The sequence below is a fragment of the Bradyrhizobium sp. SZCCHNS3052 genome, assembly GCF_032484495.1.
Classification (GTDB): Bacteria; Pseudomonadota; Alphaproteobacteria; order Rhizobiales; family Xanthobacteraceae; genus Bradyrhizobium.
This window is the reverse complement of the sequence record NZ_JAUETB010000001.1, coordinates 648,672-663,598: the sequence shown is the minus strand read 5'-3', so window position 1 is coordinate 663,598 and position 14,927 is coordinate 648,672. Positions and strand designations below refer to the sequence as shown.

10 protein-coding genes are annotated in these 14,927 nt (G+C 65.6%); 3 read left to right on the top strand and 7 right to left on the bottom strand.

Annotated features, from left to right (window positions below; all coding sequences use genetic code 11):
* Positions 1-570: 570 nt before the first annotated feature.
* The 6 genes from QX073_RS02965 to QX073_RS02940 all read right to left on the bottom strand — a co-directional run bounded on the left by QX073_RS02965 (position 571) and on the right by QX073_RS02940 (position 8,023).
* Positions 571-1,218 (bottom strand): Isoquinoline 1-oxidoreductase subunit, encoded by a 648-nt coding sequence (locus QX073_RS02965; RefSeq protein WP_316225294.1) that lies wholly within the window; start codon positions 1,216-1,218, stop codon positions 571-573.
* Entirely contained in the window at positions 1,215-3,395 is a 2,181-nt protein-coding gene (locus QX073_RS02960) for a xanthine dehydrogenase family protein molybdopterin-binding subunit (RefSeq protein WP_315749611.1), read from the bottom strand. Before QX073_RS02960 ends, QX073_RS02965 begins: the two co-directional genes overlap by 4 nt.
* A gap of 2 nt (positions 3,396-3,397) precedes the next feature.
* Positions 3,398-3,862, bottom strand: a complete 465-nt coding sequence (locus tag QX073_RS02955) for a (2Fe-2S)-binding protein (RefSeq protein WP_315714572.1) — start codon at positions 3,860-3,862, stop codon at positions 3,398-3,400.
* Positions 3,863-4,026: 164 nt separating this feature from the next.
* A complete protein-coding gene (locus QX073_RS02950; RefSeq protein WP_316202184.1) occupies positions 4,027-4,977 on the bottom strand; it encodes a 2-hydroxyacid dehydrogenase in 951 nt (316 codons plus the stop codon).
* A 35-nt stretch (positions 4,978-5,012) separates the two neighbouring features.
* A complete protein-coding gene (locus QX073_RS02945) occupies positions 5,013-6,725 on the bottom strand; it encodes a bifunctional protein-serine/threonine kinase/phosphatase (RefSeq protein WP_316225293.1) in 1,713 nt (570 codons plus the stop codon).
* A 38-nt stretch (positions 6,726-6,763) separates the two neighbouring features.
* Entirely contained in the window at positions 6,764-8,023 is a 1,260-nt protein-coding gene (locus QX073_RS02940; protein ID WP_316225292.1) for an MFS transporter, read from the bottom strand.
* Between the two features lie 602 nt (positions 8,024-8,625).
* Here QX073_RS02940 and nirB point away from each other — a divergent pair.
* Genes nirB through QX073_RS02925 form a run of 3 tightly spaced genes read left to right on the top strand, consistent with a single transcriptional unit; the run spans position 8,626 to position 14,103 of the window.
* The gene (gene nirB, locus QX073_RS02935; RefSeq protein ID WP_315714576.1) at positions 8,626-11,085 is read left to right on the top strand and encodes a nitrite reductase large subunit NirB; all 2,460 of its coding nucleotides are present in this window, start codon (positions 8,626-8,628) and stop codon (positions 11,083-11,085) included.
* Positions 11,082-11,408: a nitrite reductase small subunit NirD gene (nirD, locus tag QX073_RS02930; protein ID WP_315714577.1), complete on the top strand. Its 327-nt coding sequence runs from the start codon at positions 11,082-11,084 to the stop codon at positions 11,406-11,408. The genes nirB and nirD overlap by 4 nt, the downstream gene beginning before the upstream one ends.
* 10 nt (positions 11,409-11,418) lie before the next feature.
* Positions 11,419-14,103 carry a molybdopterin-dependent oxidoreductase gene (locus QX073_RS02925; RefSeq protein WP_316225291.1) on the top strand — a complete coding sequence of 895 codons (2,685 nt, stop codon included), beginning with the start codon at positions 11,419-11,421 and terminating at the stop codon, positions 14,101-14,103.
* 131 nt (positions 14,104-14,234) lie between these two features.
* Here QX073_RS02925 and rplA read toward each other — a convergent pair whose 3' ends face one another.
* Positions 14,235-14,927 carry a 50S ribosomal protein L1 gene (gene rplA / locus QX073_RS02920; RefSeq protein WP_315714579.1) on the bottom strand — a complete coding sequence of 231 codons (693 nt, stop codon included), beginning with the start codon at positions 14,925-14,927 and terminating at the stop codon, positions 14,235-14,237.

Sequence of the window (14,927 nt, the reverse complement as noted above, 5' to 3'; positions counted from 1 at the left end):
CCCTGAGAGCCCGCGGAGTGTCGAGGTTCGAACCAAACCTGCATGCCACCACGACAAAGGCAGTGGACATGCCGAAATCCGGTCTTCACCCGTCTATGCAGGCTGGATGATTAAGCCATTGAGGAAACTGGATTTCCGCGCCGGCGCCTGCAGTCTCGGACAGGATTCGGAGTGATCGGCGAACCGACCTCCCCTGCGGCATTCGAGAGCAGAAAGATCCTTCTTCCTTCCGAGAAATCCAAACGGATATCCTCAAAAGGAATGCTGGCTCCTCTCAACTTTCGGAATGCGCGCACAGGCGCGCCAGCAACAGCCGGCCCGCCTGGAAGCCGGTTCTTTAACGGGTCCATTGCGACTTGCCAAGACCCCAAGAGCAAAAATCGCACCAGTTGGGCCATGCCGTCGAGCCGGGTGGGAGCCCCCCGTCGCCCGGATGAGCGACAGCCGGCGCGCGGGACGCGCGTCGGCGATAGCGACATGCGGGGGCTCACGTGCTCTGCCGGAAAACCCGGATGTCGCTGCGCTCATCAGGGCCGAGGGGCATTGCACGCGCAGGGGCGCAATCCCGCCTCAGCCCTTCGGACAGGCCGCTCCGGCGTCGGCCCAGGCCTTGATCAGCTCGCCGAACTGCTTCTGGGTTCCCGGGGCCGGGGTCCGCCCAGCTCCCGGATTCCAGCCCCAGCCGACCAGCTCATCCTCAGCCACATGGTGAATCAGCTGCGCCATGGTCTTGCCGCCGTTGCGATTTGGATCCTTGATCTGTGCGCAGATCTGGCCGAGCGACTTGCCCTGCCAAGCCATCTCGATCGGGGCCAGCTGCCACTTGGGATTACCGGGCACGCGCGCCGCGTCGAAATTGGCCTCGTGGTGGCAGGTCGTGCAGGCGAGCCCGCCGGGGGCACCCATGCCGGCCTCGCCGCGGACCACCAGCGACTGATGCGGAATCATCCTGTCGGTCTGGGTCGGCCGGTCGCCGGCCGGGTGGCAGTTCATGCATCGCGGCGACTGCAGTACCTTGCCGGCCTCTTCGAACAGCGCCACGGCGCGCTCGTCCTTGCTCTTGATCCTGGCGAAGTCCGCCACCGGCTTGAGCCCGCCGGCGACGTGCGTGGCCTCGGGCGCCGCATCGGCGCGCCGCAGTGCCGGCAGGGCTACGATCGCAACCGCAGCCAGGCTGCCAGCGAGCAGCGCCATCGTCGCCGTTCTGAACAGGCTCATGCGGTGTCTCCCGGCCGGATCGGCAGTTGGGTCGGGCGCGGCAGACCCAGCCTGGCCATGGCGTTGGCGACGGCAGGTCCCAGCGGCGGCACGCCGGGCTCGCCGACTCCCGAGGGTTTCTCGGTCGACGGCACGATCGCAACCTCGATCTGCGGCATCTCGTGGATGCGCAGCGAGCGGTAGGTGTCGAAATTGCCCGACACCGGTCGTCCCTCGTCGAGCGGCTGCTGCGCATAGAGGATGTGGCCGAGCGCAAAGCCGATGCCGCCCTCCATCTGGGCGCGGATGATGTCGGGATTGACTGCGACGCCGCAGTCGACAGCGCACCACACCTTGTGCACGACCGGTCCGTCGGCCCCCATCGACAGCTCGACCACCTGGGCGACGTAGGTGTTGAAGCTCTCGACCACGGCAACGCCGCGGGCGCGGCCCGCCTCGAGCTTGGCGCCCTTCCAGTCCGCGAGCTCGGCGACCGCCTTGAGCACACCGGCGTGACGCGGCTTGTCGGCCATCATCGCCAGTCGTCCCTCCACAGGATCCTGGCCGGCGGCTTCGAGCAACTGATCGACGAACGCCTCGACGGCGTAGCCAGTATGGGTGTGGCCGACCGAGCGCCACCACAGCACGGGCACGCCGACATCGACCTGATGCAGGTCGCAGCGGAAATTCGGCACCTGGTAAGGGATCTCGTTGGAGCCCTCATAGGCCGTCGAATCGAGGCCGTTCTTCATGGTCATCGCCTCAAACGGCGAGCCCTTCATGATCGACTGCCCGACGATCGTATCCGACCACGCCACGATCTTGCCGTCGCGGACCACACCGCGCATTCGGTGCAGGCTGAATGGTCGGTAGTAGCCGCCGCGCATGTCATCCTCACGGGTCCACACCAGCTTGACCGGACGTCCCGGCCCGATCGCCTTGGCGACCTGCGCCAGCTCCATGGCGACGTGGGTCGACTGCTGCGCCCGCCGGCCGAAGCTGCCGCCGGCGAGAATCGTCTTGAGATCGACTTTGGCGATGTCGAGCCCAAGCACCTGCGCGATCACGGCGTGATCAGGCGTCGGAAACTGGCTGCCATAGCGCGCCGAGGCGGTATCGCCCTTCCAGTGAATGAAGGCGTTGATTGGCTCCATCGGCGCATGGGCCAGATAGGGAAAGACGAACTCGGTCTCGATCAGCTTGCCGCCCTTGGCGATCTCGGCGTCAACGTCGCCCTCCTGCTTCACCAGGGCGCCCTGCTTCTTCGCACGGGCGCGAAACTCCTCCAGCAGTTGCGCCGTGCCGCGCGTCTCCGCCTTGCTGTCGTCCCAGGTGATCTTGAGAAGGTCACGTGCCGTCTTCGCCGGCCAGAACCCCTCGGCATAGACGGCTACACCGTTCGGCACCTCCTTGACGTCGACCACTCCCGACACGGCCTTGGCCGCCGACGCGTCGAACGACGCCACCGTGCCGCCGAACCGCGGCGAGCGCGCCACCAGAACGGTCAACGTCCCCGGATCCTTGATGTCGAGCGTGTACTCGGCCGAGCCGTTCGACTTCGCCACGCTGTCGAGCCGGGTCACCGCGCCTTCCTTGCCGATCAGCTTGAAGGCGGAGGGATCCTTGAGCTGCGGGTTCGCCGGCACCGGCTGCTGCATCGCCTTGGCGGCCAGCGCGCCGAAGCCGCTCTGCTTGCCGGACGGATGCTTGATGAGGCCCTTCTCGACCGTGATCTCCTCGGCCGGGACCTTCCATTCGTCGGCGGCCGCGGCCACCAGCATCGCGCGCGCGGCGGCGCCGACCTTGCGCATCTGCTCGTAGGAATTGGCGATTGCGCTGGAGCCGCCGGTACCCTGCACCCCGAACAGCAGGTTTTTGTAGAGCACCGGATTCGAGGGCGCATGATCGGCGCGCATCTGCGACCAATCGGCATCGAGCTCCTCGGCCACCAGCGTGGCCATGCCGGTGAACGGGCCCTGCCCGAACTCGATGTGCTTGCAGAGAACGGTGACAGTGTCGTCCTGGCCGATCACAAGGAACGTGTTGGGCGCAATGTTCACGGACTTCGCCGCGTCTTGCGCGTAAGCGACACCATTGCGGGCGACATAGGTGGCGAGCGCCAGCCCCGCTCCCGCCTTCAGCAGCGAGCGGCGGGACAATGTCGGAGCGGACGTGGCGGGCTTCATATGCACATTCATGATCAGCCCTCCAACGTCTTGGCTGCGGTATGGATGGCAGCGCGGATGCGCACATAGGTGGCGCAGCGGCAGATGTTGCCGTTCATCGCGAGATCGATGTCCTCATCGGTCGGCTTGGGATTAAGGCCGAGCAGCGCGACCGCGCTCATGATCTGGCCGGACTGGCAGTAGCCGCATTGGGGCACGTCGAGTGCCGCCCAGGCCTTCTGCACGGCCGCACCTTCCTTGCCGCTCAGCCCTTCGATGGTGGTGATCTCGCTCTTGCCCACCGCCGACACCGGCAGCGAGCAGGAGCGAACGCTCTGGCCGTCGAGATGCACGGTGCAGGCACCGCACTGCGCCACGCCGCATCCGTATTTGGTGCCGGTCAGCCCGGCATTGTCCCGGATCGCCCATAACAAGGGCGTATTCGGGTCGACGTCGATCTGATGCTCGCGTCCGTTGATCTTGAGGGTGAACGCCGCCATGCCGCTCTCCTGAATTGCAGGAGAGGAACTTAGAAGCGTTTGAAAATCACTCGCAATTCACAGAGGCGTGCAGTGCATCAGAATATTTCTGCACCAAGTGTGGAACTTATCTGCAGTCTGCGCGTTTGACGTTGCGGTGCTGGGGGAGCGCCGTTTGCGCTTGCCTATCCGACCCGAAACGGCAGTGGCTCCCCCGCGAAGAACGCCGTGAGATTGGCGACCACGCATTCCTGCATCGCCACGTGAGACTCGCGGGTGTTGCCGCCGATATGCGGCGTGACCACCACGTTCTGCAACGACGTCAGCCCATCCGGGGCGTGCGGCTCGGTTTCGAATACGTCGAGCCCGGCGCCAGCGATGATGCCGTCCTTCAGCGCTACCAGCAGCGCCCCTTCGTCGATCACGGAGCCACGTGAGATGTTGATGACATGGCCATCGGGCCCGATCTTCTTCAGGAGATCGGCATCGACGATATGCGTGGTCTCCGCGCCGGCGCGGACCGCGATCATCAGCACGGTGCACCATTCGGCCAAGGCATCAAGGCTTGAAAGATACTGATACGGCAGATCGTCGTGGCGCGTGCGGCTGAAATAGCCGACCTCGGTCTCGAAAGCGGCGACGCGCGCGGCGATCTTGCGGCCGATTTCGCCCATGCCGTAGACGCCGACCTTGCAGCCGGACAGACCAGGCGGCGGCTTCAACAGCGGCGACGGCCGGGCCTCCACCCAGCCACCGGTGCGCACATAGGAATCCGCCGCCGTCAACCGCCGCACGCTCGCCAGCATCAGCATGAGCGCGACATCGGCGACCGCTGCAGCGTTCGCGCCGGGACTGTGGCCGACCACGATATTGCGCGCCGCGGCCGCCTTCAGGTCGACGCCATCATAGCCCGTGCCGTAACAGACGATGGCCCCGAGCGCCGGCAGCCGGTCCATGTCGTCGGCCCCCAGAGGCGTGCCGCCGGCTGTGATCAGGGCCCGGATCTGCGCAACCTCCTCCGCCGGAAACACCTCGTGCGCCGGCGTGCCGCCGCTGTCGAGCAGCTCGAAGCGATCGGCGAAGCGCTGGGTCAGCGACTTCGGCAGGCGGGAATAGATCAGGACCTTCTCGGGCATCGGGATTACCTATTCGGGCGGTCGCACGTCGCCACTCAGTGTCGCGTCAGCAGGCTCACCAGAATGATGATGATGATGAATTGAAGCGCGCAGAGCATCCTCCAGAACAACAGCGGGTTGCGGTCGTGAAGCGAGCGACGCTTGGCGATCGCCGGACCCGCCCATGACGCACCGTTCTCCAACTCGTGGGCGAATTCGATGGCATCACCGTAACGCTGTGCAGGATCGACGTTCAACGCCTTTCCGATCACGGCGTCGAGCCAGGCCGGCAGTTCCGGCCGGTAGCGTGAAATCGGCACCGGTTTGCCGAAGCGCGGGCGCGAGAACGGCTCGATCTCGCCGAACGGATAAGAGCGCGTGAACATGCGGTAGACGGTGACGCCGAGGGCGAACAGGTCGGACGCTTCGTCACCCGGCTTACCGGCGAACAGCTCCGGCGCCATGTAGCTCGGGGTCCCCGGAATATCCTCGGCCGGAAAGTCCTCGAACCGCGGCACGCGCGCGACCCCGAGATCGATCAGGCGCAAGCCGCCGTTCTCGAGCAGGATCACGTTGTCCGGCTTGATATCGCGATGGATGATGCCGGCCCGGTGCAACGCCACCACCGCGCGCACGAGCTTGGTCGCGATCGCGGTGCCCTCCGCAAGCGACAATCGGGGCGGCCGGTTCAGACGCTGCTCGAGCGTCTCCCCCGCGTAGAATGGCATTGCCGAATAGAGCCGGGTCTGGCGCTCGACGGGAAGCTCGATGATCTCGCCGATCCAGATGCTGCGCACACGCGCGGCAACCCAGGCTTCGCGAATGAACGCCAGGCGGAACGAACCTTCGCTCGCGACGCGCGGATGCGGAAATTTCAGGACGACCTCCCTGTCACCCTGCCCCGCGTCGATCGCCTTGAACAGCCGGGAGTAGCGGCCATCGGAAAGGATATCGCCAAGCCGGAATCCGTCGATCACGTCACCGGGCGAAGGCAGCTCGCCGATCGGCAGGGACGAGATCGAACCTGTGAGCTCGTCGCGGTCGGCCGGCGGAAGATCGACGACGTCGAGCACCAGCGCCGTCGAATTGTCGTTGCTGCCGGCCGCAAGGGCGGCGGCGACGATTCCCCGCGCGGAATCCTCCGGGGGAGTCCGTTCGGCCAGGATCTCCTGAAGGCGCGAATCCGGCAGGATGCCGTGGATCCCGTCGCTGCAGATCAGAAACCGGTCGTGCTGACGCATGCCGAGCGTCGTGTAGTCGAAGCGGGCGAACTGCTCGAAACCGATGCCCCGGTTGAGGACGTGGGCAAGGTCAGCGCGGCCCGCGACATGGTCGGTCGTCAGACGCTCGAGGCGCCCTTCGCTGAGGCGATAGACGCGAGTGTCCCCGACGTGGACGACGTGGCAGGTTCGCCGCGACAGCACCACCGCGGAGAAGGCGCAGCTCATTCCATGCAACTCGGGGTCGACGCGGCCCTGCGCATGGATCCAGCTATTGATGGCTTCCAGCGCACGCGCGGCTCGGCTTCGCACGCCCGCCGTCTCGGGCAGAGAATGATAGGCATCGATGAAGCCGCGGACGGCGAGCTCCGCCGCCTCGCGCCCACCCTTGTGGCCGCCGACGCCGTCGGCGACGGCGGCGACGATATCGCGATCCGTCGCCCCCTGCAGGCCAAGGCGGGCGCCGACGTAATCCTCATTGTTCGGTCGCTTGCCGGTCTCGCTAGCGAAGCCGACGCGAACCTGAAGATTGCGATGCGCGCCGGCCACGCCTGAACACCTTGCCTATGGAGCGACGGCGCGTCGGGTCAGACGCGCGCGCCGGAAACGGCGCCCCACGTGGTGCGCCAACGGACCTTGACCATGGCAAGTCCGACGAAGCCGAGCAATGCCAGCAAACCAAAGAACAGGAAGCCGGCCCCGAATCCGCCGGTCATTCCCTTGGCCGTGCCGAGCGCCTGGGCGAGGAAGAATCCGCCGATGCCGCCTGCGCAGCCGACGAGACCGGTCATCAGGCCGATCTCGTGGCGGAAGCGCAGCGGAATGAGCTGGAACACCGCGCCGTTGCCCATCCCGAGCGCGAGCACGCCGATCGAGAACAACAGCACCGAAATCCACGCAATGCGTGGCATGTTCATGAGCTCCCAGCCCGCCTGGGTCGGCGCAGCCGGCCCTTCCGGCATGAAGGCGATCACGACATAGGCGGCGACCACAATGCCAAACAGGATCGAGAGCGACCGGATGCCACCGATCCGGTCCGCAATGAGACCGCCCACCGGACGGAAGCCGGAGCCGAAAGCGACGATCAGCGCCACCAGCAATCCGGCCGCCACTCCGGAGACATGATACTGCACCGAGAAGTACAGCGGCAGGGCGTTGGCGAGGCCGACGAAGCCGCCGAAGGTGATGAAGTAGAAGAACATGAACCAGCGGCTGTCGGGATCGCGCAGCAGGCCGCCATAGGCCTTGAGCGAGACCGGCTTGCGTTCACCGGGCGCATCCTTCGCGGCGACGATGTAGTAGATCAGGACCATGACCATCGGAATGAGCAGCACCCCGAAAACGGCCTGCCAGCCCCAATGTTCGGCGATTGTTGGCGCGAGCAGCGTGTCGAGCACAACGCCCATGTTTCCGGCCCCTGCGATCCCCATCACGATGCCCTGATACTGCGGCGGATACCAGCGGCTGGCCTGAGGCAGCGCGACGGCGAACGAGGCGCCGCCGATGCCGAGCACGACGCCGAACAGCTCGACGGCCAGCTTGCTGGGGAGTCCGAAATAGGCAACGCAGGCGGTCGCCGTCATGACCACCAGCTGCGCGATCACGCCCGTGCGCTTGGCGCCGATGATGTCGGCCAGAATGCCCATGGGAACACGCAGCAGCGCGCCTGCCAGCACGGGGATCGCGACCAGCGTGAACTTTTCGTTGACCGCAAGATTCATGTCGCGGGCGACATAGACGATCAGCGGTCCGAGTGCGACCCAGGCCATGAAGCTGATGTCGAAATAGAGGAAAGCAGCCAGCAGTGTCGGCCAATGACCGGCCTTCTTGAAGTCGTCGAGCTTCATGGTCTCAAACCTCGTGACGCAGGCGCGCGCGAGCAGGCTCGGCAGGAGCTGCGTAAAGGGGACAAATTGTCGGGTGAGTTGAGCGGCGGTCTCGTCGTTGAGATACGCCCGGTCCTGCCCGCCTTTCAGCAAGTTTCGCACCAACTTTGGTGATTCACGTTTTTCTCAACCCGTACCGGAGCTTGGGACTTCGAAGCCGCAGTTCTACGGATCGCTGATGCTCAACATGAACGCAGAGCCCGCCTGCACCGCGCGCACACTGATGGCTTTTTGAGCGCCCGCCGAAGCCGACGCGATCGGTGCTCGAACCGAAGCGCTTCCATCGATGATGCACATAATCTGATCGGCCGCGGCTACTATTTGAGCGAAGGTGTCGCCAGCCGCGCGCGCAAGCGGCGGCTCAACCCTTGAATTACCGCGATTTCCGGCGACGACACGAATGGCACGAGATTTGAATCAGTTGGCTCGCGACCGTCATTGGCGACGATCAGCTCTGCCCGCAGTTGGGCCTCCCCCAAAATTCAAACATGACCACAGCGACCGATTGGGCTGACGCCCGTTCGCGTCGCCGCTGGATGTCGCTGGCATTCGAAAGGCAGACCATGCTCGACAAGACGATCAAGCAGAAACTGGTGGTGATCGGCAACGGCATGGCCGGAATTCGCACAGTGGAGGCGCTGCTGGAACGGGCGCCTGATCTCTACGACATCAGCGTCTTCGGCGCCGAGCCCTACGGCAACTACAACCGCATCCTGCTGTCGCCGGTGCTCGCGGGCGAGAAGACCGTCGACGACATCATGCTGAACACGGAGCAGTGGTACGAGGACAACCAGATCACCCTGCGCAAGGGCGAGACGGTCACGATGATCGACCGCCGGAGCTGCGAGGTGGTCACCGAAACTGGCGAACGCTATCCTTATGATCGGTTGCTGATCGCGACCGGCTCGAGCCCGATCGTTCTTCCGGTCCCCGGCGCCGCCCTGCCCGGCGTCATCGGCTTCCGCGACATCAAGGACGTCGAGCACATGGTCGAAGCCTCGACGCGACATCGCCACGCGGTCGTGATCGGCGGCGGCCTGCTCGGCCTCGAAGCCGCCAATGGTCTGATGAAGCGCGGCATGAAGGTCACGGTCGTGCATCTTCTCGACACGCTGATGGAGCGCCAGCTCGACCCGGTCGCCGGCGGCATGCTGCGCAAATCGCTGGAGGAGCGCGGGCTGGAGTTCAAGATGCCGGCGCAGACGCAGGCCATCCTCGGCGAAACGCACGTCACCGGCGTCCGCTTCACCGACGGCACCGAGGTCGCGGCCGATCTCGTGGTGATGGCCGTGGGCATCCGTCCCAATATCGAACTGGCAAAGAAGGCCGGGCTGTACTGCGAGCGAGGCATCGTGGTCTCCGATACGATGCAGACCTATGACGGTCGCATCTACGCCGTCGGCGAATGCGTGCAGCACCGCCGTCAGACCTATGGTCTGGTGGCGCCGCTGTTCGACCAGGCGAAGGTCTGCGCCAATCATCTGGCGATGAAGGGATTCGCCACCTATGACGGGTCAGTGGTCTCGACCAAGCTGAAAGTCACGGGCATCGACCTGTTCTCGGCCGGCGACTTCGCGCCGGGACCCGACAAGGAGGAGATCGTCCTGCAGGATGCCAATCGCGGCGTCTACAAGCGGATCATCCTGCGCGACAAGAAGATCGTGGGCACCGTGCTGTACGGCGACACCATCGACGGGCCCTGGTATTTCCAGCACATGCGCGACGGCACCGATGTCTCCCACATGCGCGAACGTCTGGTGTTCGGCTCGGCGCATCTCGGCGACGGTGGCCACGGCGGACAGAACTCGGTTGCCGCCATGAGCGACGAGGCCGAAATCTGCGGCTGCAACGGCGTCTGCAAGGGCGCGATCGTCAAGGCGATCAGCGAAAAGAAGCTGTTCACGCTCGACGACGTGCGCGCCCATACCAAGGCGTCGTCCTCATGCGGCTCGTGCACCGGCCTGGTCGAGCAGGTGCTGGCGTTCACGCTCGGCGGCGACTACTCGGCGGCGCCCAAGGTGAAGCCGGTCTGCGCCTGCACCGACCACAGCCATGACGACGTCCGGCGCGTCATCATCGAACAGCAACTGAAGTCGATCCCCGCTGTCATGCGATTCATGGACTGGAAGACGCCGAACGGCTGCCATTCCTGCCGGCCCGCCTTGAACTACTATCTGCTCGCGACCTGGCCCGGCGAGTATCGCGACGACCAGCAATCCCGCTTCATCAACGAGCGCGTTCACGCCAACATCCAGAAGGACGGCACCTACTCCGTGGTGCCGCGGATGTGGGGCGGCGTGACCACGCCCGGCGAATTGCGCGCGATCGCCGACGTCGCCGACAAGTTCAACATCCCGACCGTCAAGGTGACCGGCGGACAGCGTATCGATCTGCTCGGGGTGAAGAAGGAAGATTTGCCGGCGGTATGGGCCGATCTCAACGATGCGGGTATGGTCTCCGGCCACGCCTATGCCAAGGGTCTGCGCACCGTGAAGACCTGCGTCGGGTCGGAATGGTGCCGCTTCGGCACCCAGGACTCCACTGGCCTCGGCATCAAGATCGAGAAGTTCATGTGGGGATCATGGACGCCCGCGAAGGTGAAGCTCGCCGTCTCCGGTTGCCCGCGCAACTGCGCGGAATCGACCTGCAAAGATGTCGGAGTGATCTGCGTCGATTCAGGCTACGAGATCCATTTTGCGGGCGCCGCCGGCCTCCACATCAAGGGCACGGAATTCCTGACCAAGACGGCGACCGAGGACGAGGCGCTCGAGATCATCGTCGCGCTGACCCAGCTCTATCGTGAACAGGGCTGGTACCTGGAACGGATGTACAAATGGTGCGACCGCGTCGGCTTCGACAACATCCACAAGCAGGTGGTCGAGGACGTCAAGAACCGCAAGGCGCTGTTTGAACGCTTCGCCTATTCGCAGCAATTCTCGCAGAGCGATCCATGGGCGGCGCGCGCCCGTCGCGGCGTCGATCGCAACGAGTTTACGCCGATGGCCGAATTGGAGCTCGCATGACCACCTGGTTTCAAGTCGGCCCGCTCGACGACATTCCCCCGCTCGGCTCGCGCGTCGTGCGCACGCCGCGCGGCAACATCGCGGTCTTCCGCACCGATGGTGACGAGGTGTTCGCGCTGGACGATCGCTGCCCGCACAAGGCAGGCCCCTTGTCGCAGGGCATCGTCCACAACCGCCGCGTGACATGCCCGCTGCACAATTTCGTCATCGAGCTCGCGACCGGACAGGCCGTGGCACCCGACCAGGGCTGTACGCCATCCTATCCCGCGAAGGTCGAGGATGGCGTGGTGTGGCTGTCCCTGCAGCAGACGGCCGCGGCCTGAACGGTATCGCATGAGCGTCAGGACGACATGCCCCTATTGCGGCGTCGGTTGCGGCGTCGTCGCCGATCGGGACGGCTCAGGGACCATCAGCGTCCGAGGCGATCCGCAGCATCCCGCCAATCTCGGCCGGCTGTGTGGCAAGGGATCGGCGCTGGCGGAAACGATCGATCTCGGGGGACGTCTGCTCGAGCCGGTCGTGAACGGACGGGCAGCCGGCTGGGATGAGGCGCTCGACCTCGTCGCGAGCCGTTTCACCGAAATCATCCGCGACCATGGACCGGATGCCGTCGCATTCTATGTTTCGGGGCAGTTGCTGACCGAGGACTATTACGTCGTCAACAAGCTCGCCAAGGGCTTCGTCGGGACCGCGAACATCGACACCAATTCGCGCCTGTGCATGGCGTCGAGCGTCGCGGGCCACAAGCGCGCGTTCGGCAGCGACACCGTTCCGGGCTGCTACGAGGACCTTGAGCAGGCCGGCCTGCTGGTCCTGGTCGGCTCCAACGCCGCGTGGTGCCATCCGGTGCTGCACCAGCGCATGCTGGCGGCCAAGGAGCACAATCCCAGCTGCCGTATCGTCGTTGTCGATCCGCGGAGGACCGCGACCTGCGAAGGCGCCGACCTGCATTTGCCGCTGCGTTCCGGAAGTGACGCGGTGTTGTTCAACGGCCTGCTCGCCTATCTCGCACGCGGCGGCTATGCGGACGACGGCTTTGTCAGTGAGGTCACCAGCGGCGTTGAATCGGCGCTGCAGGTCGCCGGCCGGCAGACAGTCGCCGAGACCGCGGCGGCCTGCGGGCTGAGCGAGGGCGCGGTCGAGCTGTTCTTTTCATGGTTCGCGAAGACGGAGCGCGTTGTCACGCTCTATTCCCAGGGCGTCAATCAGTCGAGCAGCGGGGTCGACAAGGTCAATGCGATCATCAACTGCCATCTCCTGACTGGCCGTATCGGCCGTCCCGGCATGGGACCGTTCTCGCTGACCGGCCAGCCCAACGCGATGGGGGGCCGCGAGGTGGGCGGCCTGGCCAACCAGCTCGCCGCGCATCTCGATATCGAGAATGCAGAGCACCGCGACCTGGTGAAGCGGTTCTGGCGGGCACCGGTGGTCGCGCCAAGAGCCGGGCTGAAAGCGGTCGAGATGTTCGATGCGATTGCCGATGGCCGCATCAAGGCGGTCTGGATCATGTCGACCAACCCCGTGGTCAGCCTTCCCGACGCCGATCGGGTTCGTGCCGCGCTGGATCGCTGCGCGTTCGTGGTGGCGTCCGATTGCATGCACGACACCGACACCAACCGGCATGCCGACGTCCTGTTGCCCGCGCTCGCCTGGGGCGAGAAGGACGGCACCGTGACCAATTCGGAACGCCGGATCTCACGGCAGCGGGCGTTCCTGCCCGCACCAGGCTCGGCGCGCGCGGATTGGCAAATCATCTGCGACGTCGCGCAGCGGATGGGGTTTGCCGGTTTCGACTATGGCAGCGCCGCCGAGATCTTTCGCGAGCACGCGGCACTGTCCGGCTTCGAGAACAATGGCACGCGCGATTTCGACATCTCGGCCCTGAGCACGCTCGACGGCCGCGCCTATGAGGCGCTGGCGCCGATCCAGTGGCCCGTGACGCGGGACTTTCCGACCGGCACGGCGCGGATGTTCGAGAATCGGCAATTCTTCACCGGGGATCGCAGAGCCCGTTTCGTGGCCGTCACGCCGCGACCGGCGCGGAACGCCACCAGCCGTGACTATCCGCTGGTCCTGAACACCGGGCGGATTCGCGACCAGTGGCACACCATGACGCGGACGGGAAAATCCGCGCGGCTGCTCGCGCACATCTTCGAGCCTTGCGCCGAATTCCACCCGGAGGATGCGCGCCTGGCCGGTCTGGAGAACGAGGCGCTGGTGCGGCTTACGAGCCCCTGGGGCAAGATGGTGGCGCGCGTCGCGATCTCGACGGAGCAGCGGCGGGGCTGCGTGTTCGTTCCGATGCATTGGAACGAGGAGTTCGCCGGCGCTGGCCGTGTCAACGCGCTGGTCAATCCCGCGACTGATCCGCTGTCGGGTCAGCCCGAGTCCAAGCATACGCCGGTGAGGGCGGAGCCCTATGCGCCGAACTGGCACGTCTTCATCCTGAGCCGGCAGGAGATCCGCCGTCCGCCATGCGAGTACTGGGTGCAGGGCAAGGTCGGAGCGTGTTTCCGGCTCGAGCTTGCCTTCGACCAGCGGCCTGCGAGTTGGCGCGAGTGGGCCGCCGAACAGCTTGGGATCGCCGGAACGGAGATCGATTGGATTGCGTATCGCGACCCGGCCGCCGGCCGGTTCCGCTACGCAGGCGTATCGGATGGCCGGCTGCAGGGCTGCGTCTTCGTCGCGCCCGACCAGCGGCTGGGATCGCGGTCGTGGCTGATCGGCCTGTTTGCCGAGCAGCGGCTGTCACCGAACGCCCGCAACGCCCTGCTCGCGGGCCAGCCATTGGCGGCCGCTGACGACATCGGTGCGGTCATCTGCTCCTGTTTCGGCATTGGTCGTAACCAGATCTCGTCGGCGATCCAGAACGGCGCAGGGAGCGTCGAGGCCGTCGGCCAACGTCTGAAGGCCGGGACCAATTGCGGCGCCTGCAAGCCCGAGATCGGCAAGCTGCTGGCGGCTGCGAGGCCCAGCATGCGATCCGAGGCCCGGACATCCGAAGGCGCCCGGGGCTGAGCCTCGTTGTGTTTGCGCCAGCCCGGCTGCAATTTTGCAGCGGGCGTGCCGCTCACTTGGGGTGCGGAAATGCGAAGGGCGGGATCGATTGCCGATCCCGCCCCACTGAATGCTGACGATGTCCGAAGGTGTTACGCGAGCAAGGTGCCCGGCTCGACCTTGACGCCCGGGCCCATGGTCGACGACACCGCGACGCGCTGGACGTAGGTGCCCTTGGCGCCGGCCGGCTTGGCCTTCACCACCGCATCCGCCAGCGCCTTGATGTTCTCGACCAGCTTGTCCTCGGCGAACGAGGCCTTGCCGACGCCGGCCTGGATGATGCCGGCCTTCTCGACGCGGAACTCGACCGAGCCGCCCTTGGCGCCCTTGACGGCGCCAGTGACGTCCATGGTCACGGTGCCGATCTTCGGATTCGGCATCATGCCGCGCGGACCGAGCACCTTACCGAGACGGCCGACCAGCGGCATCATGTCGGGGGTGGCGATACAGCGGTCGAAGTCGATATTGCCGTTCTGCACCTTCTCGACCAGGTCCTCCGCGCCGACCACGTCGGCGCCGGCGGCCTTGGCTTCCTCGGCCTTCGCGCCGCGGGCGAACACGCCGACGCGGAGCGTACGGCCGGTGCCGTTCGGCAGCGTGACGACGCCACGGACCATCTGGTCGGCGTGGCGCGGATCGACGCCGAGGTTGATCGAGACCTCGATGGTCTCGTCGAACTTCGACACGGCCCGCTCCTTGATCATCTTGATCGCGTCAGCAAGCGGGTAGAGCTTGGTGCGATCGATGCCCTCGCGGGCCTTCTTCAAACGCTTTCCGAGTGCCAT

Excerpts from the sequence above, each read along its gene's own strand:
- QX073_RS02960 (WP_315749611.1), bottom strand. The coding sequence starts at position 3,395 with ATGAATGTGCATATGAAGCCCGCCACGTCCGCTCCGACATTGTCCCGC.
- rplA (WP_315714579.1), bottom strand. The coding sequence starts at position 14,927 with ATGGCACTCGGAAAGCGTTTGAAGAAGGCCCGCGAGGGCATCGATCGC.
- QX073_RS02955 (WP_315714572.1), bottom strand. The coding sequence starts at position 3,862 with ATGGCGGCGTTCACCCTCAAGATCAACGGACGCGAGCATCAGATCGAC.
- nirD (WP_315714577.1), top strand. The coding sequence starts at position 11,082 with ATGACCACCTGGTTTCAAGTCGGCCCGCTCGACGACATTCCCCCGCTC.
- QX073_RS02940 (WP_316225292.1), bottom strand. The coding sequence starts at position 8,023 with ATGAAGCTCGACGACTTCAAGAAGGCCGGTCATTGGCCGACACTGCTG.
- QX073_RS02950 (WP_316202184.1), bottom strand. The coding sequence starts at position 4,977 with ATGCCCGAGAAGGTCCTGATCTATTCCCGCCTGCCGAAGTCGCTGACC.
- QX073_RS02925 (WP_316225291.1), top strand. The coding sequence starts at position 11,419 with ATGAGCGTCAGGACGACATGCCCCTATTGCGGCGTCGGTTGCGGCGTC.
- nirB (WP_315714576.1), top strand. The coding sequence starts at position 8,626 with ATGCTCGACAAGACGATCAAGCAGAAACTGGTGGTGATCGGCAACGGC.
- QX073_RS02965 (WP_316225294.1), bottom strand. The coding sequence starts at position 1,218 with ATGAGCCTGTTCAGAACGGCGACGATGGCGCTGCTCGCTGGCAGCCTG.